The 18,454-nt window shown below is 67.8% G+C and carries 12 protein-coding genes and 1 pseudogene; 9 read left to right on the top strand and 4 right to left on the bottom strand.

The window, feature by feature from the left end; all coding sequences use genetic code 11:
* Positions 1-687: 687 nt before the first annotated feature.
* Positions 688-2,001: a hypothetical protein gene (locus tag ACIQHQ_RS37235; RefSeq protein WP_402621224.1), complete on the bottom strand. Its 1,314-nt coding sequence runs from the start codon at positions 1,999-2,001 to the stop codon at positions 688-690.
* An 887-nt stretch (positions 2,002-2,888) separates the two neighbouring features.
* On the opposite strand from ACIQHQ_RS37235, the gene ACIQHQ_RS37230 reads away from it, so the two are divergent.
* On the top strand, positions 2,889-3,683 hold the full coding sequence (locus tag ACIQHQ_RS37230) for a DUF317 domain-containing protein (RefSeq protein WP_402621221.1): 795 nt from the start codon (positions 2,889-2,891) through the stop codon (positions 3,681-3,683).
* A 173-nt stretch (positions 3,684-3,856) separates the two neighbouring features.
* On the opposite strand, the gene ACIQHQ_RS37225 is transcribed toward ACIQHQ_RS37230, so the two are convergent.
* Complete coding sequence (locus tag ACIQHQ_RS37225) at positions 3,857-3,979, bottom strand: hypothetical protein (protein WP_402621227.1); 123 nt, start codon at positions 3,977-3,979, stop codon at positions 3,857-3,859.
* On the opposite strand from ACIQHQ_RS37225, the gene ACIQHQ_RS37220 reads away from it, so the two are divergent.
* Complete coding sequence (locus tag ACIQHQ_RS37220; RefSeq protein WP_402621218.1) at positions 3,979-4,131, top strand: hypothetical protein; 153 nt, start codon at positions 3,979-3,981, stop codon at positions 4,129-4,131. The genes ACIQHQ_RS37225 and ACIQHQ_RS37220 overlap by 1 nt on opposite strands.
* A 367-nt stretch (positions 4,132-4,498) precedes the next feature.
* On the opposite strand, the gene ACIQHQ_RS37215 is transcribed toward ACIQHQ_RS37220, so the two are convergent.
* Positions 4,499-4,735, bottom strand: a complete 237-nt coding sequence (locus tag ACIQHQ_RS37215) for an RICIN domain-containing protein (protein WP_402621216.1) — start codon at positions 4,733-4,735, stop codon at positions 4,499-4,501.
* A gap of 176 nt (positions 4,736-4,911) precedes the next feature.
* Here ACIQHQ_RS37215 and ACIQHQ_RS37210 point away from each other — a divergent pair, with 176 nt between their 5' ends.
* From ACIQHQ_RS37210 to ACIQHQ_RS37185, 6 genes and pseudogenes are all read left to right on the top strand, one after another.
* Entirely contained in the window at positions 4,912-6,183 is a 1,272-nt protein-coding gene (locus ACIQHQ_RS37210; RefSeq protein ID WP_402621214.1) for a hypothetical protein, read from the top strand.
* Positions 6,180-7,319, top strand: a complete 1,140-nt coding sequence (locus ACIQHQ_RS37205; protein WP_402621212.1) for a caspase family protein — start codon at positions 6,180-6,182, stop codon at positions 7,317-7,319. The genes ACIQHQ_RS37210 and ACIQHQ_RS37205 overlap by 4 nt, the downstream gene beginning before the upstream one ends.
* Positions 7,316-9,391 (top strand): hypothetical protein, encoded by a 2,076-nt coding sequence (locus tag ACIQHQ_RS37200; RefSeq protein WP_402621209.1) that lies wholly within the window; start codon positions 7,316-7,318, stop codon positions 9,389-9,391. The genes ACIQHQ_RS37205 and ACIQHQ_RS37200 overlap by 4 nt, the downstream gene beginning before the upstream one ends.
* A 158-nt stretch (positions 9,392-9,549) precedes the next feature.
* A complete protein-coding gene (locus ACIQHQ_RS37195; RefSeq protein ID WP_402621206.1) occupies positions 9,550-12,258 on the top strand; it encodes a WD40 repeat domain-containing protein in 2,709 nt (902 codons plus the stop codon).
* Positions 12,255-15,521, top strand: a complete 3,267-nt coding sequence (locus ACIQHQ_RS37190; protein WP_402621203.1) for a hypothetical protein — start codon at positions 12,255-12,257, stop codon at positions 15,519-15,521. Before ACIQHQ_RS37195 ends, ACIQHQ_RS37190 begins: the two co-directional genes overlap by 4 nt.
* A 179-nt stretch (positions 15,522-15,700) precedes the next feature.
* A pseudogene (locus ACIQHQ_RS37185) lies at positions 15,701-16,504 on the top strand (IS5 family transposase).
* Positions 16,505-16,550: 46 nt separating this feature from the next.
* On the opposite strand, the gene ACIQHQ_RS37180 reads toward ACIQHQ_RS37185, so the two are convergent.
* The gene (locus ACIQHQ_RS37180; protein WP_402621200.1) at positions 16,551-17,030 is read right to left on the bottom strand and encodes an Lrp/AsnC family transcriptional regulator; all 480 of its coding nucleotides are present in this window, start codon (positions 17,028-17,030) and stop codon (positions 16,551-16,553) included.
* An 81-nt stretch (positions 17,031-17,111) separates the two neighbouring features.
* On the opposite strand from ACIQHQ_RS37180, the gene ACIQHQ_RS37175 reads away from it, so the two are divergent.
* The gene (locus ACIQHQ_RS37175) at positions 17,112-18,305 is read left to right on the top strand and encodes a MalY/PatB family protein (protein ID WP_402621197.1); all 1,194 of its coding nucleotides are present in this window, start codon (positions 17,112-17,114) and stop codon (positions 18,303-18,305) included.
* The last annotated feature ends 149 nt before the right edge of the window (positions 18,306-18,454 follow it).

Genomic DNA, 18,454 nt, shown 5'->3' with positions numbered 1-18,454 from the left:
CACGATCCACGGCCGCGACTGACGTTTCCCCACGCCTCGACCAACGAGCAGACAAGCCGACGGTCACTTGATCAACAACTTCTGTTAGGACCTCTAAGGACGGAGCTGCAGGTGTCGACAAGCTGGTGTGGCGCCAGCAGGCACAGCTTGCCGAGTGGTACGCCGCCCTGGACGAGTTCACCTCCTCCGTGCACACCGCCGAGAGCCTTCCCGAGTGGGGCCATCCTGGCGACCAAAGACGAACTCATGGACTGGCATCGGACCCGCGAGTACCTGATAAGCGCTGTTATGGAGTATCACCATGGCGACGTCGGGCCACGTCCCGACACCGTGTTCGGCAATCTGTGTCTCCGCTTCTCGACGGCCGAGTTGGAGCTGGCGCCCTCTCCAGCTCACTAGCCGAGATCACTTGAGATCCCACAGGAGTGGGTCCCCGACGCAACGGCCGTGCCCCGCCATCAGATTCCTGACCGGGCGCCCGCAGGCGTGCCCCGGCAGAGGTGAGGCGCTCGCCGAACACGTAGGGCACAGCGCACGCCGGGATTGGCCTCGCCGAGATGAGCGCAGTACTTGGCGATCTGTGCCAGACAGGGCACCCAGTCACATCCTCGTGCCCAGTGGCACCACACTTTGATCGTGCGCCACCGAATGTTGATCGACACGATAGAACCCCTCGCGTCGTTCTGCTCACGGCCGGTCGGGCCACAAGAGCGATGACGGGAGCCGTACGGAGGGCAGTCGCACCGCCTGGATCGGTCCGAGAGCAGCTGCTGCGGCGCGAAGGGCTTCGTCGTGAGTGCCAGAGCCAAGGATCTCTGCGGAGCAGGCAGGGCAGTCACCGGGGCGGCGGGCGTGACCGGTGCTGCGATCTCCAGAGCCCCGGACGTGTGCGAAGGCATCGTCAGGGAAGTCGGCCCGAACGGCGTGCCATACCCCGATGCGTTCGGCGTCGGGCAGCCCGGCTGCTACCGCCGGTCGCATCGGCGGCAGCAGGCGTTCGTGGTCCTGGACGAGGAAGATCCGGTCGGTGAAGTCGACGCTGTCCCCCCCCGGGCGTTCGTGGTCCAGCCACGCCCGGGCCTCCGCTCGGGTGCCCGGCCCCCACAGGTATTCCGTGGGGAAGCGTGTGGTCTCGTAACGGGTATCGAACTCCGCCCAGTGCTCGTCATTCCAGCGACTACCCGGGATGAAGGGGACGGCCCGTACCACGAGGTGCTGGTACTCGTCGTCCTCCTGATCGTCCAAGGAGTCGGGGGCGGTGAGCGCACCGGCGGGCTCCATTCGCGTCCGCCCGGAAGTGTTCCAGCTCAGCACGGCGATCTCTCGATGCAGAGGGGCCGGGTACAAGCGTCCGTCGGGAGTGGCCTGCCCCCACAGCTGGTTGATCAGTTCCGCCAGATCCCGCACCGTACGGGCAGCACCGACGGGGGTGTCGACATGATGGCCCGACGGATGGGCCACGTGGTTACGCAACTTGGCAAGCGCCTCTTCGACTGCCCGACTGCGCCGCCCGCGGAGCAGCCCCGCCGTCCGCGCCCACCGGCGGAGCCCGTGCAGCGTCCCATTGAACTCGATTGCGTCGGTGCCGACAACCAGCTTCGCGCGTCGCCGCGTCATACTGTCCGCGCGCTTCTTGACGTCGTCGTACGACGTGACGGTGCAGGAGACGTCTGCGGCCTGGGACACGCGGAAGGTAATGGTGCCGGCGCACCACTCCATGAAGCGGTCGCGCAACGCCTGCTCGTAGATGAGCAGGGCGTGGTCGCCGACAACGGTGTACACGTCGTAACACAGCACGCCATAGGCGAAGACGGTGCGCAGCCGCTCGAAGGAGTCGCGTGTGCCAGTTGCGACACCTGCAGCCAGGTCGCAGTCGGCGATCTGCCGCTGTTGGAACTCCGCAGCGTCTTCGGGCCCCATGCGGCCGCCAAGCCCGTAGGGATTGAACGCCAGCGACAGGTCATCCGCGGTGCGCAAAGCCGCGAGCGGCCGGATTTCCATCTACCTCTCCTTCCGATGGGAAACGGGCCAGTTTGCACCTACAGGCTCCGTGGCCGCCACCCTCTTTTCCTTGGGAGCGTCAGTTCGGCTGCCGATACGGCCGTTCGGCGCTGGCATTCGACACAAGGGCGGATGCTTCCCATCCGCTTGTGAAGGTTCACGGCATGGAAGATGACCTTGCTTCTTCATTGCGAGCTGTATGCGCGTTGTAGCGCACTGAGCGCGCAATCCAAGGGCTCTTATGACCCCATACAGGAGAAGGGGTGCAATTAGGGACTTTTCGGGAAGATGGCTCTCCGGCTCGACCGTGAGGCATATCGTCATCTCTGCGATGTCGGCCTGTCCGACGAGTGCAACTCCAAGCATCAGCACATGTGTTCGTGGTCATGCCACGCCCATCGATGCATTGGAGGCACACATGAACGACGGGGAGTCTCGCAACAAGGGGAAGGGACCAGCAAAGGTCTTAACGGCCTTCCTGTCAGCGCTGGCAGTTCGAGCAATTGCCGACTGGTTCAGCGACTGGAGGAGGCGCCACGGCCTGTAGCCGGTCCCCGGTCACCCTTCGCTGACCGCATACGCGGCCAGTTGGCCGGGCCTCATACACCCGGCCTCGCGGGGTCACGCCTGTGCCGGGCGTGATCCCGCTCTTTTGCTGGCAGCAAACTATGTACCCGACGCCGCTCATTCAGTGGTGAGGCATGCGTCAAGTTATTCGCGTCGCCACCCCAAGCACTGTAGCGCTCTCCCCGCTCGCGCGGGGGTGGTCCGCGCTTCTTGCCGTTATGTCGAATCTGGCAGGTCGCGGCGTCGGTTCCCCGCGCACGTCGGGTGGGCCGAACCCCGCGCCCAGGGCCTCAAGGCACAGTCGTAAACCCAATTAAGCAATGGAGGTGGCGCTCAGCGTTGCCGCCAACCGCCGCATCTGGACCACCTACGCCGCCGACTGGACTTCGCCGAGGTGGCGCTTCCAGGGCCGGGTAGAGCAGTCAAGACACTTTGTCGGCCTCGGGCTGCTGACCTTCTCGCCCTCAGCCTGCATTGCGGCGACAGCCTTGTTAACCACGGGAACGGCCTTCCTCGCAGTGCCCTGCCGCCAGGACTCCCGCCCCGCCGCCTCCGCCGTTGCCAGGCCACCGGTCAGCGCGTCCGTCACTGCGTCGTGGTCAGTGTCCGGTCTGTGGCCGATCGGCCAGCGAGTGGCCATTGACGCCCAATGGTCGGCCTACTTCACCCGTGACGTCCCCGGCGAGGCGGTGGTCGACTTCCTCGTCGCGCTCGACGCAAGCGACCAGCCTGCCGTGCCGCTCGCCGGATCCGAGCTGGTCCTTGACGCTGTTGCCGCCCACGGATGGTTCCGCGACATTGACCAACCCCAGGCGGCGGCGTCGGACCCGACGTTCACCTCGCACATCAGCCTCGGCGAGGTCCCGCCCCTCATCCAGGACGCCGACCCGCGGGCCCTGTCCGCCGAGGACGACGAGAGGGGACCGGCCGGATGGCAGGCGTGGGCCGAGCCCGCGCTCGGCGCCCCGCTTCTGTGGGTGGCCTCGTTCGCGGCCAGCGTCCCGCACGATCTCGTCGCTGCCTTCGCCGCCTCCCTCAGCGCGACCGCACCGGTCCTGCGGCGGGTACTGCCCGAGGCCACCCAGGAGCGCCTCCTGCGCGCGCCGGCCATCTAACGTCCCGCGTACCGCTCTCGACGATCGCAGTCCGGCATCCTCCCAGTTGGGGGGAGCCGGGCTTTCTTGCTTCTCGGGTGAAGTGGCCGGTCGGGTCGTCGATGCTCAGCCCATAACGCACTGCTGCCCTCGACCCGCGGTGGTCGGAGGCAGCAGCGTGACGTGCACGCAGGTCAGCTCTTTGCCGTGGCCTTGGCGAGGGCCTTGTTGAGGTGGCGGTCGACGAGGGCCGGGGAGCCGGACACGATCAGCAGCAGGTTGCCGTCGCGGCCACGTCGGTCTGCCCAGCCTTGCAATGCCTATTGCGCACGGCGCCGACGGCCTCCCGATCGGTGTGCAGCTCGTCGGACCGGCCTATTCGGACCGGACCCTGCTCGTGATGGCCGAGCACCTGGCGCCCCTGCTCGGAGGGACGGCCGAGGGCGTCATCGCACCACGGAGCGGATGACCTCTACGTCACCGTTGTAAGTGACTGCGTCTCCATGGCGGTAGGCGGTTCGAACCGAGCGAAGAAGTCGTCCAAGGCTCCGGGAATGGCGGTCAAGGCATTGGCCTCTCGACGCTGGTTGCGTGCGGCGAGGCGCCGCTGGAGGACCTCCTTGGACGCTGGCAAGGTAGACGAGCCGTGGGCGTCCTCCCACGGCCCGGACGGTCGTCTTCCACTCGTCGCAATCGGAACGACGCCAGAGGCCGTGGGTCGAGGACGATGGACCGGTCGGCGCGCCTGCCGGGCCCCGGGCGCGGATGTGGACTCCGCACAGGCCGAGGTGCACGGCCCGCCTGGAGTCCCCGCCGGTCGGCGGTTGCCCTGCGCGTCAGACGACCATCCACTGCTGGTTCGCGTCGGCGGTGCACGCTGTCTGGTCCAAGGCGGCGCCGTTGGCGGTCGACGCCCCGGCGACCTCCAGGCACTTGCCGCTGCGCACGTTGGCGAAGGTGACGTAGCCGCCGATCACCGCCGTCCTCGTCCACAGCTGGTGTGAGGCCCCGGTGCACGTCGACTGGCGGCCACCGCACCGGCGGCGGTGGAGGCGCCGGAGATCTGCAGACACTCCGCGATCAAGGGCTGGAAGCTGCTCTCTGCGCCCCCACCCTTCGGGGCATACCAGAACAAGGAAGGAGGTAGGGCGACAATCATGATTAACTGCACCACTGTTGCTCGCAGTCGCTAGCATGCACCCCTCCTGAGTGATTGTCATCTAGATGCCCAGAAACGGGGTTGGCGTCCATGCCTCTGGTGTTCGTCCATGGAGTCGGCAACCGCATCAACGGCCGTCATGCGCAGCTGACCCGCGCTCGGGACGACTTGTTCCGCCGCCACCTTCTGTCGTCCCACGTACGGGCGGACGGACGGCAGATCACCATTCACAACCCCTACTGGGGCGGAATCGCGTCCTCGCTCGCCTGGGGTGGCGCGAGCATCCCCGCGCGCGGCTACACGGACATGGAGCACCTCGGCGCGGAGGACCACGAGGATGTCCTGGCGGACCTGGGGGCCGCCTTCGTCCCTCCCGGAACCCAGCTGCCCCCGGTGCTGGCGACGGCGCGGCTCGGTCTGGGCGAGGCGGTCGACCTACTGTGGGCGGCAACGGCACTGGAGCACCCCGAGGACTCGGAGGAACTGGCCGAGATGTCCCGCGTGGCGGTCGCCTACGCAGCAGCGAACCCCCACCCCGAGTGGCTGGAATCGGTGCACACAGATGCGGAGTTCATCGGACGGCTCCATCAGGAGCTGGAGTTGTCACATGCCGCCGATCAGCAGCCGTCGGACGGCGGCCGGGGCCTGGCGGAGGATACGCGGTGGGAGAGCCTCGGCGGCCCGCTGGGCTGGTGGGACGCTATGCGTGCGGCGGGGCAGCACTTGGGGCAGGCCGTGGTGAACCGCACGGTCGGTGCGGGTGCCGAGGGGTTTCGCAGCCGGGCGGGGAAGCAGGCGGCGCTGTTCCTCGGCGACATTTTCGCCTATCTCCGGCAGAACACTGCGCCGGCCGGCTTGCGCAATGCTGGCGACAGCAGCGCATCCGCATACGGCGGGTCGGCATCGGACTGGGGAGACATTGCAGAAGGCGTCGCGAACGCCGTGATAGCCGCTCAGGCCGAAGCGGAGCAGGGGGACCCGCTGGTGATCGTCGCGCACAGCATGGGCGGCAACATCGTGTACGACGTTCTGAGTGGCCTGCTCAGCCCAGCAGATGTCCAGGTCGCTCTCCTGGTGACGGTCGGCTCTCAGGTGGGTCTCTTCGAGGAACTGAAGCTGTTCTCGTCGAGCCGAGGGGACCTGCCCGGGCCGGCGGCGCTCAAGGTCCCACGTCCGGAAACGGTTCAGCGGTGGCTCAACGTGGCCGACTACAGCGACCCACTGGCGTTCGTGATCGAGCCGGTCTTCGACGGAGTGGAGGATCTGCTGTACCGCACAGGCCGTCTTCAGGCGCACAGCGCTTACTTTCTGCAGCCGCGTTTCCACGCCCTGCTGGCCGCCCAGGCCGGGCAGATCGCATGACCCTTGTGGTCGACCGGATCGACTCCTCGGTGCCGCAGGTGCACGCCCTGGTCATAGGGGTGGGCGGATACCGCTATCTGCCAGGCGGACAGGAGGAGGTCAGCCCTGCTCTTCTCCGTCTGGGTCAGCTGCTGTCGCCGCCCTTGTCGGCAGCCGCGTTCGGTGACTGGATCGAGACCGAGCTCCGGCACCCTGGGGCCGAACTGGGCAGCATCGACCTCCTTGTCTCCTATGCCCCCAACAGCGACCCCGCGCACCACCGGGATGTCGACATGCCGTCGACCGGCGGGGTCACGACTGCCGTACGGCAGTGGAAGCGACGCTGCGACACCCACCCCGGCAACGTCGCCCTGTTCTTCTTCTGCGGCCACGGCCTGGAGTTCGGCAGTTCGTACCTGCTGATGGAGGACTATGGCGCCGACGTCGAAGAGGCTCCCCTGGAGGCCGCGTTGGATCTGACGCACCTGGTCAAGGCAATGCGGGGGTGCCAGGCCAGGCACCAGTACTTCCTGGTGGACGCCTGCCGCACCACGCCGCGCTCGTGGAGTCTCATCGACCTTCCGTCGGGGGTCCAGCCGCTGACATTCTCCCCCACGGCCGCGGACCGGCGTGAGGAAGTGGGCGTGCTCCAGGCTGCTGCTGGGGGTGCAAGGGCGTGGGCGCCGGCACAGGGGCGTGGGCCGACCTTCTTCACAGCGGCGCTCCTGGAAGCACTGCGAGGGCAGGCGGCGGTCTACGACGACGAGTCGGAACGCTGGCATGTGCTGTTCACTCGGGTGGTCGAGGCGGTGTCCGGACTCTGTGTAGCAAGCCAGGTGCCGGACGCCCGGGTCCAGGGCATCAAGCCGTGGCATCTGCTGGCGGGGCCGCCGCGTGTGTCCGTCGTGGTCCGCTGCCGCCCCGAGGACGCAGCGGGGCAAGTGAATCCGTCGCTGAAGCCGCACGACCCGGCCGCTCCTGAGCCAGACGCATGGCAGCTGCTGCAGAGCAGTTGGCATACGCAGGCCACCGCGGGACAGCATGAGCTGGAGGTGACGTACCGGCACGGGGGGTCCTTCATGCAGCCGCCCTCCCGATCGGTGGAGATCCGTCCTCCCTCCCGCACGTTGTGGGCCGACTCGGGGGAGGCGCGGTGACGAAGGTGCGCCTGGTCCTGCCGCCTGATGCCGGGGAGCCGGGCACTCCCGTAGCTGTGGAGGCAAGCGGCGGGCCCCGCGGGGCGACGTGGACCGGCGTGGCTGTGGTGGGACAGCGCACTTCCCTGCCGCTGGCGCCGGGGTCCTATGTCATCCGCGGCACACCGCCCTACGGACCGCTGCTCGAAGCGACGTGTGAGGTGGTGGATCGCACCGCGGTGGACGTACGCCTGGAACCGATGCCGGATCCCAGCTCACGCAGCCCTGATGAAGTCTCGGGCTTGTCCCGGGTACCGGTGCTTTGGCCGGGCGAAGCGGCAGCTTACAGTGCCGGATTCATCGACTGGCTCTTGCAGGCTCTCGACCGCTGGGAGACACGGTTCCAGCGGCCCGCAGGCGGGTGGCAGGTCGCCGTCGTCCGGGCTCGTCAGGGGGCACAGCCGCGCACGTTGATCCAACCTCGGCCTGTTCTCGCACCAGGTACTGAGCTGAAAGACGTACGCACCGGGGGCTCGCCTACGTATCTGCGGCTCACCGGGCCCGCGCCCGACGGGCAGGACGACGCAGCGTCGTCATCGACGTGCTATGTGGCGCTGCCGACGATGACGCGCGCCCGTCTGCGGGTCCTGCTGGAAGCGATCGACGAAGGAACTGGGAACGCCGGGGAAGTCGTGGCCCGCGTGCGGCTGGCGGACCGGGATGCCGATGCGCTGTTGGCGTATCTGGCGGCGCACCGGCCCGTGCGGGCCGCGCAGATCGCCGACCGGCTCAGGAGCCGGGAAAAGCTGATGGGTAGGAGGGATGCCGCACCGGCGTGCCTTCTGGGCTATTTCCTGCTGACTCACCGAGCATCTGCCGACCCCGATCTGTCGGCGTGGACGTCCGCGCTGGCCGAGCGGTTCGCCGACGTTCCCGACGCGCTCGTGATCCACGCCGCTGCACTGACCGCACAGCATGATCCGCTCTCCGGTCAGGTTCGGGCGTTGCTGCTCAAAGCCGCGGATCCCGATCTGGGCCTGCCGCGGTTCACCCAGGGGCTGCGGTTGCTGGTGTCCGTACTTGAGGATCTCAGTGCCTTCGACGACAGCAGAGGGATGGTCCATCAACGCACGGCAGACGCTTTGAGGCAGGCGCGCGGCTGGCTGGTCTCCGCCGATCCCGATCAGTTCCTCGCGACGTACGACGGCCGCAGCCCTCTTGCTCCCCCCGGTCTGCCGCCGGAGTGGATTCCGTCGTCGGGATCCGTTCCGGCGGAACACCTAAGGGCCCGGCCCATCGCCGAGTACCTGGACGAGGCTCTGCGCGCGCTGCCGGACGGCAGGAAGCTGTCGGACAGCGTGAGGCGGGCGGGCCCCGTGACGGTAGCCATGGACGTCCTCGGCACGGGGCCCGGTGCTGTGGAGGCTGTGGTCACCGTCCGGCGTGAGCAAGGCGGTGTGCGGCGTTCTGTCGGGGATGTGGCGATCGCCTACGGCACGTCGGATGGCGAGACGGTTATCGCCGTGACCGACACGGACGGGCAAGCGGTGTTTCCCCTGGCTCCCGGTGGTGGGCGTCCGTCGGACAAGGCCCGCGCCTCCCGGCGGCAGGGGTTTTCTCTCGCCCCGACTCAGAAGGTCAGGCACATCCCGCTGGTGCGGGTTCCGGACCGCGATGTCGTACTGGCCGCCCATACCGCTGAGCGCAGCCGCCTGCAGCAGCGTGTGCAGGTGGGCGGAATCACGTTCGACCTTCAGGAGTACGACGACCGCTCGACCGGGGCTCCCACTCTGCGGGTCGAGGCGCACGCCTCCTCCTCGAAGGGGTGGGCGACGTTCCTTGCTCGGCCCGCAGCCGCCCTGGATGCCGTCCACAAGTTGTACGCCGTTCCGCTCGTACCGCGCGGCGGCGGCCGCGGGAGCGGCGCGCTGAACATGGGGCCGGCCACGGACGGCCTGGACTGGTATGTGAGTCCGTTCCTGACCCACTCCATCGATCCAGACGTGGCAAAGCGTTCCCTGACGCGTGCCAGCGACTCCCGGACAGCACAGGCACTGGACAAGGCAGTCCGCGGCGGACATTCCACATGGTGAGGAGACCGGCTGTGTCCAGGGAGTGGGGCGCGGTGCAGCGTGTCCTGTGGGCGGGACGGTCATGGTCGCCGCCCCGTCTGCGCAGGCGCCGGAAGGTGAAGTTGACGGTGGTCGTGGCCGATGGGCCAAGAGCGACAGCGGAACGCTGCGTTCTGCTGGTGACGTATCACGCCCGAACCTCGGGGGCCGAGCGTGGCAGCGCGAACGGGGGCAGCACGGACGAGGGGCGGCTGCCGCTGGTGGCGCGCTCACCCGCACCGTCAACAGACCGTGCCTTCGACGAAGCGGTGGATGCTGCTCATTCGTGGGCCGCCGGCCAGGCCCGCTATCCGCGCACGGGATCGCTCACCTGGCAGCTCACCCATAGCGACGGGAGGCCGGTCTCTCGGGTCGAAGGCGGTTCCCTCGGGGCCGCGATGGCGACCGCCCTGTCCTTCCTGCTGATCCTTCACAAGGGTGCGCGTCGTCCGGTCGACCCCCAGGCCGTGCTCAGTGCCACCGTCGATCCGGCAGGGCTGCTGGGCCCGGTCACGCATCTCGGCACCAAGGTCACCGCACTGGCTCAGCCCCGGATGCGGCTGGGGATTGCTGTGCCGGACCGGGATACGGCCGAGCGGGCGCGCACCAGCAGCCAGCCGGATCTCGCCCCCCTTGTTTCGGTGCCCGAAGCGGTCGGTCACAGCAGGCTGCGGCGTTCCTGGAGACTAGCCGCTGCAGTGATGGCGCTGCTGACGGGACTGGGCACGGGAGGGTGGGCGTGGCAGCAGCAGGAGGCGAACACTCAGGCAGAGCGCGACCGTGAGGTAGCGGATCTGCTTGCCCGGACCGACGCAGCGCTGGGGTCGGCTCCCCAGTGCGCGGCGTCCTATGCCCTCAAGGCGCGCACACTGCATCCTGACGCCGAGGACACCCGAGCCCGCCTGCTGGCCGCCGCTTACACCGACCCCAGGCTGCACGACGTCCTCTCTCTCGACACGGCCGCGAGCGCCATCGCGTACACGGCTGACGGCCGGTCGCTCGCCGTGGCCGAAGGCGGCAGCGTCCTCGTGTACGACGCCGGCGACAAGAAGCTGCTCACGCGCATGCCGTCCCTGAAAGGTGACAAGGTCACCCACCTCGTCCCGCTCGGCGACCGCGGGCTACTGGCGATGGCCACCTCACGGGGCACTGTCCGGCTCTGGGATCCCACCGCCCCAACCTCACCGGTTCGGCTGGTGGCCGACGGGCAGGATGACGTGATCGCACTCGCCACGTCCCCGGACCGCACCCGTCTGGCCTGGGCGGGCACCAAGCCGGTCGTCACCGTCGCCACCGTCGGTACGCCCGAAGTGCAACGTATGCCGGTGAAGGGATCCTTGCTCACCTCTCTGGCATTCGCATCCGCCAAGACCCTCGTCGTTGGTTCCGCACCCTCCCAGCGCGATACCCCCGCTCTGCAGGCGTTCGACCTCACCGGGCAGGCACCGCCCCGCGCTCTCCAGTCCGGAGGCGGTCCGCTGCGCGGGAACAGCGTCGGCGCCATCGCCGTGCAGCCGCGGCGGCATCTGATGCTGACCGGAAACCTCAACGGGACCTTGAACGTCTGGGACACACGGACCCTGGAGAACACCGCGACGATCTCCCCGGAAAGGGGCGATGGCGCGTGGGGGATCGGCGGCCTCGCTCTGGGCAGCGACGGCCGTACGGTCCTCGTCGCACGGAACAACGGGCTGGGACCGACCAGCGGCTCGCCCATGAATACCGTCCAGGCGTGGGACCTCAGGCGGCAGCGCCCGATTGAAAGCCCCTATTTCGGCGACCGGTTCGTGTTCACGGCCGCCCTTGCCCTTCGCCCCGGGACGAACGAGGCGGGCATCGTCACCACCTCCTCCGCAGTCACGGTGTGGCGGGCTCCCCAACGGCCGGCATTCGACCGCCCCGTCGTGTCCGTGCTGGCGGACCCTCTGCAGCGCTCGTCGGCCCTGGCCTTGGACTTCGAGGGAACGCTCACCCGCGTGCGAGCCGAAAGCGGCACGACGACGACTGTCCTGCGGGCTCACCGAGACAGCGCATACGCCATGAGTATGGTGTTGTCCCCTCGGCACGACATGCTTGCGATCTCCCACACCGACGCCTCGGTGAGCGTGTTCAGCTACCCGGAGGGCCGTCTGCTTCGCACGCTGAAGGCGCCCAGCCGCACCAGCCTGTACCGGACCGCCTTCGCTGCGGAAGGCGACCGCCTGGCAGCCGGCGGCGATCGAGGCACCGTGTACCAGTGGAATCCCGCTACCGGAAAACTGCTGGGCACCCTTGGCCACACCGGGTCCGTGGCCTGGCTGTCGTTCACCGGGCAAGGAAACCGGCTGGTGGCGACCTACCGTGACGGCGACGCAAAGCTGATCAGTGTCTCCGGCGCCCAGCGCCCCGTCAAAACGACACAGCTGCGATACGGCTGGGGTTCCGCCGTCCCGGACCAAGCCGGAGGCTTCTACGTCGGGTTCGCCGACGGCAGCATCGCGCAGTACACCGATGACCTTACTGCGGTCCGGAACCTTCCCGCGCAGCACACCGCGAATGTGGTCGCGATGGCGCTCTCCCCTGACGCCCACATCCTGGCAACGGCCGGTATGGACGAGGAGGCACTCCTGACCGACCCACACACCGGAATGGTGCTGCTGAAGCTGCCCGGCACCGATGTACTCGGCGAAGGAGACGCCCCGTTCTCCCACGCGGGATACGTCTCGCTCGCATTCACGGCCGACGGGCGCCACCTCGTGCTGGGGACCACCGCAGGGCACACGGAGGTCGTCCACCTGACGGAAGACGCGGTCAGGTCGCGCGTGAGTCACCTGGCCAGCACCGCCGCTTCGGACGAGAGGTGCCCATGAACGCCCCAGGACGTGATCACGAACAGCGCCTCAAGGAACTCCTGGCTGGGGATAGCACTGCCCTCCAGTCCACCGAGGCGCTTTGGTACGACCGGCTGTGGTTCGACGCCTGCGCGCAGGCCGCCCGGACCGGCAGTACGTGGCTCTTCGACGAGCCCTCCGAACAGGAGAGCCTGCTCGAGCAAGTCCGCCGGTTGCTCGCCGAATACGTTCCGCACGCCCTGCCCGCCATGCAGGCGATCCTGCACGCGGCTCGCGCCGCACACTGCCTCACCCACGAGCGTGGGCTTCGGGTGGTGCACCACCGTGTACTCGCAGCCCTCGCCTGGGCCGGTTCCGGCCGACCAGAAGACTTGGTCTGGCCCGAGGAGAGCGGTGGCTCATGGGCGGCCCTGCCGGACGATGCTGGGCCGACAGTCACCGACTCGCTGTCCAGCGCCAACCCTCACCTGCCATGGGACCAAGTGGACGACCTGGTCCAGGTCCTCATGTCGGACCCGCCAGAGGCTACCCGTTCGTGCACGGTCCCCGTCATCGCCGATGCGGCAGACGGACACGTCATCCGGCTGTACCTCACCGCCGTCGAAGACAGCGCAGAGGGGGTCCTGCCCGAGGCGTTCTTCGCCACCCTCCTGCCCGACGCGTCACGCACCACGGCTCAGATTGCTCGCGCCTTCAGCTGGGCCCGGGCTCGTGAAGGCTTCCCCCGCGGAACCGGCCTGCGATGGCAACTGCTCGGCCGCAACGGCCAGCTGATCAGCGACTGCCTGCCCATCGACGCCGGCGCCGCCGCCGCAGTCGGCCTGACCTGGATGTTCCTGCCCCGGCCCCGCCGGGCGAGCCGCCAGGACCCCACTGCCGTCGTGCACGCCAGGCTGGCGCCCAACGGGCTACTCGTTCCCGCACCATCGCCACCGGGACAACTCGGCCTGCCCACCGGCACACCGCTGGTGGTAGCAACCGGCCACCGCCCGGCGTCCCCGTTCTCGGCCGGCCACCGAATGATTCGGTCTTGCCGCAGTGTGGCCGATGCCTGGAAAGCGACCCGTCGGCCCAAAGGCAGACGCACAGCGGTCGTCTCACTTCTGACCGCCCTCATACTGACCTCCGCCGCAGGCTTCGGCTGGAACTGGCTGCAGTCCAGCCAGGACAACAAGAACCATCAGGCAGCGGACGACCTGGCCTCAGCCGCCCTCCAGACCGGGCCGGACAGCCCCGCCGACGCGCTGAGGCGAGCGCTCGCCGCCTCGGTCCTGGACCCCGGCAATCCGCGCGTCCAGCAAGCTCTGCTGGCCGCCAGCAGAAGCGAGACAGACCTCAGCCGCATTGTTCCGACCCGCCTGCCCCATCTGCGGCAACTGGCGCTCAGCGCCGACGGCCGCTACCTTGCCGCTGTCGGCGCCGACCGGAACCTGCACCTGTGGGACATCCAAAGGGTCGAAGAAGTCACCCCCGCTCACCCACCTGACGCGGTGGACGCCATGGTCTTTGCGCCAAGGGGACACCTGCTGGCCGTCTCCAGTGAAGCCGGGCTACAGATGTGGGACGCCTCGACCGGCAAGGCCACGCGAACCCTGGACGGGGCCGAGTCCGCCGTCTCTCTCGCCTTCGACTCCGAAGCTCAGTCCCTGGCTGCGGGAACCACAGACGGCGAAGTGCTGCTCTGGCGGAAAGCAGAACGCCCAGGGGAGAAGCCTCTCGTCCTGAGACGACGTGCATCTCCTGTGCGTTCGATGTGTTTTTCCTCCGCAGGCACCCTCGCCGCCACCGGCGCGGATAAGACCGTCACCATGTGGAACACCAACGCCCGCAGCTCTCCCACTCACGTGGCGAAACTGGTGTCGGCCGGCTCGTCCGTCATGTGTGTCAGCAAGGGCCGCATTGTCGCGGTCGACCGAAGCAAGCTCTACTTCCTGTCTCCCACCCTCACAGAGCTCAGGAAGCCCGTACAACTGGTACTAGACCCCGGAGCGGTGTACCGGCCCCACACAGACTCCGTGCTTGTCGCCCTCGCCAACGGCGTCAAGGAGATCAGTGTCGATGCCCTGGCCTCGCTAGACGAGGAGAGCAATGCTCTGGGCGGCGGCACCGCCTACGCGGCCAACAGCCACCCCGGAAACATCGCCGCAGCCAGCAGCGACGGAGACGCCGTTGCCGTTCCAACGTCGGAGGGCGACATCCGGATCTACCGGGGTCCGAAGTCGACGGGCACCACCGACCAAAGGCTGTGGTCCGCCCTCGCCGTCTACCCGCTTGATCACTGTGACCGACTACTGGTCGTTGGCGGTGGGATATGGGGACCAGGGCAACTGACATTGACCGACTCACGGACTGGCAAGGTCCTCGCATATCGCGCTCTCGGAGACCGGGTACGCAACACCGGCGGACAGCCCACAGCCTTCAGCCAGAAGCACAATCTCGTGGCCACACCGACGAGCACAAAAGGCATCCTGCTCACGAACATCGCCAAGAACGGTTTCGGCAAGCCTCTCCCCCTGCCCAGACCCTCGGCCCCGGCAAACGCGTCATCCCAGACCCGCAACGAAATCCTGACTCCCATCGGAGCGGCCTTCGACGACGAACGGAATCTCCTCTTCGCCTTCTGGGGACGTTCAGTGATCACCTACAAGCTCTCCGATGGCGCCGCACCCAAGGAAGTCTCACGCACCTCCGTGCGCACCTCTCTGGGAGGCACGGTCTTGTCCGACGACGGCACCCTGCTTCTGACCAATACCAACCGAGGGCAGGAAGCCCACACCATCGACGCGAGAGGCCGGGTTCACGCCTCATCCGAGCAGATCTCGACCCGCCCGGCTCTGTTGCTGACCCCGGGCCGCGGGCAGAGCCTGTTCACGGCGAGCATCACAGGCCAGGTATTCCGGTACACGCGGAACGCCCAGACCGGAACCTGGACCGAGTATCCGATGCACGGACACGAGAGCTTGCCCCTACTCCTGCGGGTAAACGGCAACCTCGTCATCTCCGCCGGGCGGGACTACACCCTACGGCTCGCCCGTGCCGACAGCGGACAGGAGTTGGGCGAAGTACGCATGCCGCTCCTCGTACCGACAGCCGAGTGGGCAGGCCAGGGGATACTGCACATTCTTTCTAATTTCGACGAGCGCTTCTCGGTGCCCGTCAGTGTGCAAGCTCAGCGCCGCCTCGCATGCGAATTGCTCGGCAACGCAGCCCCCGACACAATCGCCGAAGCCTGGCCAGATGCCGACACCAACAGGTCAACCGCAGTCTGCCGGTCCTCGTGACCAACCCGCTTCCCCTCACAGCGCCGCCGGACTGGCCGTACGTCGGCTCTAAAGTTACGAACGAGTAACGGTTCTCGGCCGTCAGTGAGACACTGCCCGTCTGGTTCTAACTGATCGTTTCAGAATGAAGTTCGTTGTGAGGCTTGGCGGTTGGGTGTTCTGTCGGCAGGATCTGTTGGGTGTCTGCTGATCTTGTGCCTGATGACCTGTGGGAACGTGTGGCCCCGCTGTTGCCTGCTCGTCCGTCTCGGCGGCACCGGTATCCCGGGCGGTTGCCGGCGGATGACCGGGCCGCGCTGCGGGGCATCGTTTATGTGCTGTGCAAGAGCGTGAGCTGGCGGGACGTTCCGGCTGAACAGGTTGGCTGCAGCGGTGTGACGGCCTGGAGGCGTCTGCGGGACTGGACCGAGGCAGGTGTCTGGCCGCAGCTGCACGAAGTGCTGCTGGCCGAGCTGAGGGCCGCGGGCCTGCTGGATATGGCCGACGCGGCCATCGACGCCTCCCGTGTCACGGCCCTCAAAGGGGGGGCACACCGGACCTTCGCCGGTCGACCGGGCACGTCCGGGCAGCAAGCACCACCTGATCACCGACCGCCACGGAACCCCCTTGGCTATCTCGCTGACCAGCGGAAACCGCCACGACGTCACTCAGCTGATGCCATTGCTGGACGCGATACCGCGCATCCGCGGGCGCCCGAGGCACCGGCCGGGCCGGCTGTTCGCGATCGCAGCTATGACTACGACTACGACAAGTACCGCCGCCTCCTGCGGGTCCGCGGCATCACACCGAAGAATGCCCGCAAGGGCACATCCCATGGCTCCGGTCTGGGCAGGACCCGCTGGGTCGTCGAGCGAACCTTCGCCTGGCTCCACCAGTTCAAGCGCCTCCGGATCCGCTGCGAGATACGTGCCGACCTTCACCTCGGCCTGCTTCAACTCGCTTGCAGCATCATCTGCTTGAGACGACTCCGAACCTCATTCTGAAACGATCAGTTACTGGCGGACCAACTTGTAGTCTTGGCCGTTTCGTTTAGATCATCTTGGACTCCGGTCCGATGCCGATGGGCATTGGCCGGGGGGCGACGACCCGTTTCATGACGATCGTCGACATGAGCTGGTTCACGTTGGGCAGCGTGGCCAGCTTCTCCTCGAAGAGTCGCTGGTAGGCGTCGAGGTCTGCGGTCACTACCCGCAGTAGATAGTCGGGGGTGCCGAAAAGCCGCTCCGCCTGGATCACCTGGGGGATGGCTGCGAGCCCTTCGTCAAAGGCCGCGAGGTGCTCGCGGTCGCCGTGGCGGAGGTGGACGAAGACCAGGACCTCGAAGCCCAGCCCGACGGCGGCGCCGTTCAGGGCGGCGTGGTAGCCGCTGATCACGCCAGAGCGTTCGAGTTCCCGCAGCCGGCGCTGGCAGCGGGACACGCTGACCCGGACCCTTTCGGCCAGTTCCGTGATCGTCTGCCTGCCGTCCCGCTGAAGCTGTGCAAGAATTTCGCGGTCAATCTCGTCCATACGTCGAATCTTCGCATGCCTACCCGGCTTTGGGTCGAAGACGCAAACATCGGGTGGGGAATCCCACCTACCCTTTGCATCATGAGCAGTATGAACGGTGGGACATCCCGCGCAGCGAACCCCCTGTGTCATCTCTCTCTCGACCAGCTCCAGCTCCGCACGAGCGAGAAGTGGCACGCGTTCCCCCGCGATGTGTTGCCGCTGTTCGTGGCTGAGATGGACGTCCTGCTGGCAGAGTCGGTGGTCCGGGCCATCACGGACGCGGTCACCCGGGGCGACACCGGCTACCCGGCCGGCACCGCGTACGCGGAGGCGCTGGCGGAGTTCGCCCGTAAGCGGTGGGATTGGGAGGGCATCAGCGTGGAGCGCACGGCGATGGTGCCGGACGTGATGCGCGGCATCGTCGAAATCCTCGACGTGATCTCCTGCCCGGCTGACGCCGTGGTGATCAGCTGCCCCGTCTACGCGCCCTTCTACCACTTCGTGGAGCACACCGGTCGGCGTATCGAAGAGGCTCCGCTGGGTGCTGACCAGCGCCTCGACTTCGCCGCCCTGGAGGAGGCGTTCGAGCGGGCCGCTCAGCACGGCCCGCGGCCCGTGTATCTGCTGTGCAGTCCGCACAATCCCACCGGGACCGTGCACACCGCCAACGAACTGGCCACCGTCGCCGCCCTGGCCGCCCGTCACGGCATCCGCGTCGTCTCCGACGAGATCCATGCCCCGCTCGTGATGCCGGGGGCCGTGTTCGTGCCCTACCTGAGCGTTCCCGGTGCGGAGAACGGCATGGCGCTGATGTCGGCGTCGAAGGCATGGAATCTGGCCGGTCTCAAGGCCGCCGTCGCCCTCGCCGGCCCCGCCGCGGCCGACGACCTCGCCCGGATCCCCGCATGGGTGCAGGAGAGCCCCAGCCACCTCGGCGTCATCGCCCACACCGCCGCTCTGCGCGACGGCACATCCTGGCTTGACGACCTGCTGGACGGTCTGGACGCCAACCGCCGGCTTCTCGCCGATCTCCTCACCGAGCACCTGCCCGGCATCCGCTACCAGCCCGGCGAAGGCACGTATCTCGCCTGGCTGGACTGCCGGAACCTGGGCTTGGGAGACGACCCCGCGGCCGTCTTCCTCGGACACGGCAAAGTCGCCCTCAACTCCGGTCCCTCCTTCGGAACCGGTGGTGCGGGACATGCCCGACTGAACCTGGCCACCTCACCTGAACTGCTCGCTGAAGCAGTCCGGCGCATGGCCGCAGCGACAGCCATCGCAACAGCGTGCTAGGGGGTTTCGTAGCTGTCGGTTCTCTCCACCACCACCGACGGCCATGGGAAGACGCATCCCGGCCGTCGTAGCCGCTGCCGGCGCCGCCGCGCTGCTGACCATCGCGGTACCTACGAGCGCCCAGGCCGCCACCGGCACGTTCCTGTACA

The sequence above is a fragment of the Streptomyces sp. NPDC092370 genome (genome assembly GCF_044755265.1).
Classification (GTDB): domain Bacteria; phylum Actinomycetota; class Actinomycetes; order Streptomycetales; family Streptomycetaceae; genus Streptomyces.
The sequence above is the reverse complement of the archived record's forward strand: the minus strand, read 5'-3'. Positions and strand labels throughout refer to the sequence as shown.

What these genes read in the sequence shown, in the direction of transcription:
- ACIQHQ_RS37180 (WP_402621200.1), bottom strand. Translation starts at nt 17,030, where the DNA reads ATGGACGAGATTGACCGCGAAATTCTTGCACAGCTTCAGCGGGACGGC.
- ACIQHQ_RS37205 (WP_402621212.1), top strand. Translation starts at nt 6,180, where the DNA reads ATGACCCTTGTGGTCGACCGGATCGACTCCTCGGTGCCGCAGGTGCAC.
- ACIQHQ_RS37190 (WP_402621203.1), top strand. Translation starts at nt 12,255, where the DNA reads ATGAACGCCCCAGGACGTGATCACGAACAGCGCCTCAAGGAACTCCTG.
- ACIQHQ_RS37175 (WP_402621197.1), top strand. Translation starts at nt 17,112, where the DNA reads ATGAGCAGTATGAACGGTGGGACATCCCGCGCAGCGAACCCCCTGTGT.
- ACIQHQ_RS37220 (WP_402621218.1), top strand. Translation starts at nt 3,979, where the DNA reads ATGCCTATTGCGCACGGCGCCGACGGCCTCCCGATCGGTGTGCAGCTC.
- ACIQHQ_RS37230 (WP_402621221.1), top strand. Translation starts at nt 2,889, where the DNA reads ATGGAGGTGGCGCTCAGCGTTGCCGCCAACCGCCGCATCTGGACCACC.
- ACIQHQ_RS37235 (WP_402621224.1), bottom strand. Translation starts at nt 2,001, where the DNA reads ATGGAAATCCGGCCGCTCGCGGCTTTGCGCACCGCGGATGACCTGTCG.
- ACIQHQ_RS37210 (WP_402621214.1), top strand. Translation starts at nt 4,912, where the DNA reads ATGCCTCTGGTGTTCGTCCATGGAGTCGGCAACCGCATCAACGGCCGT.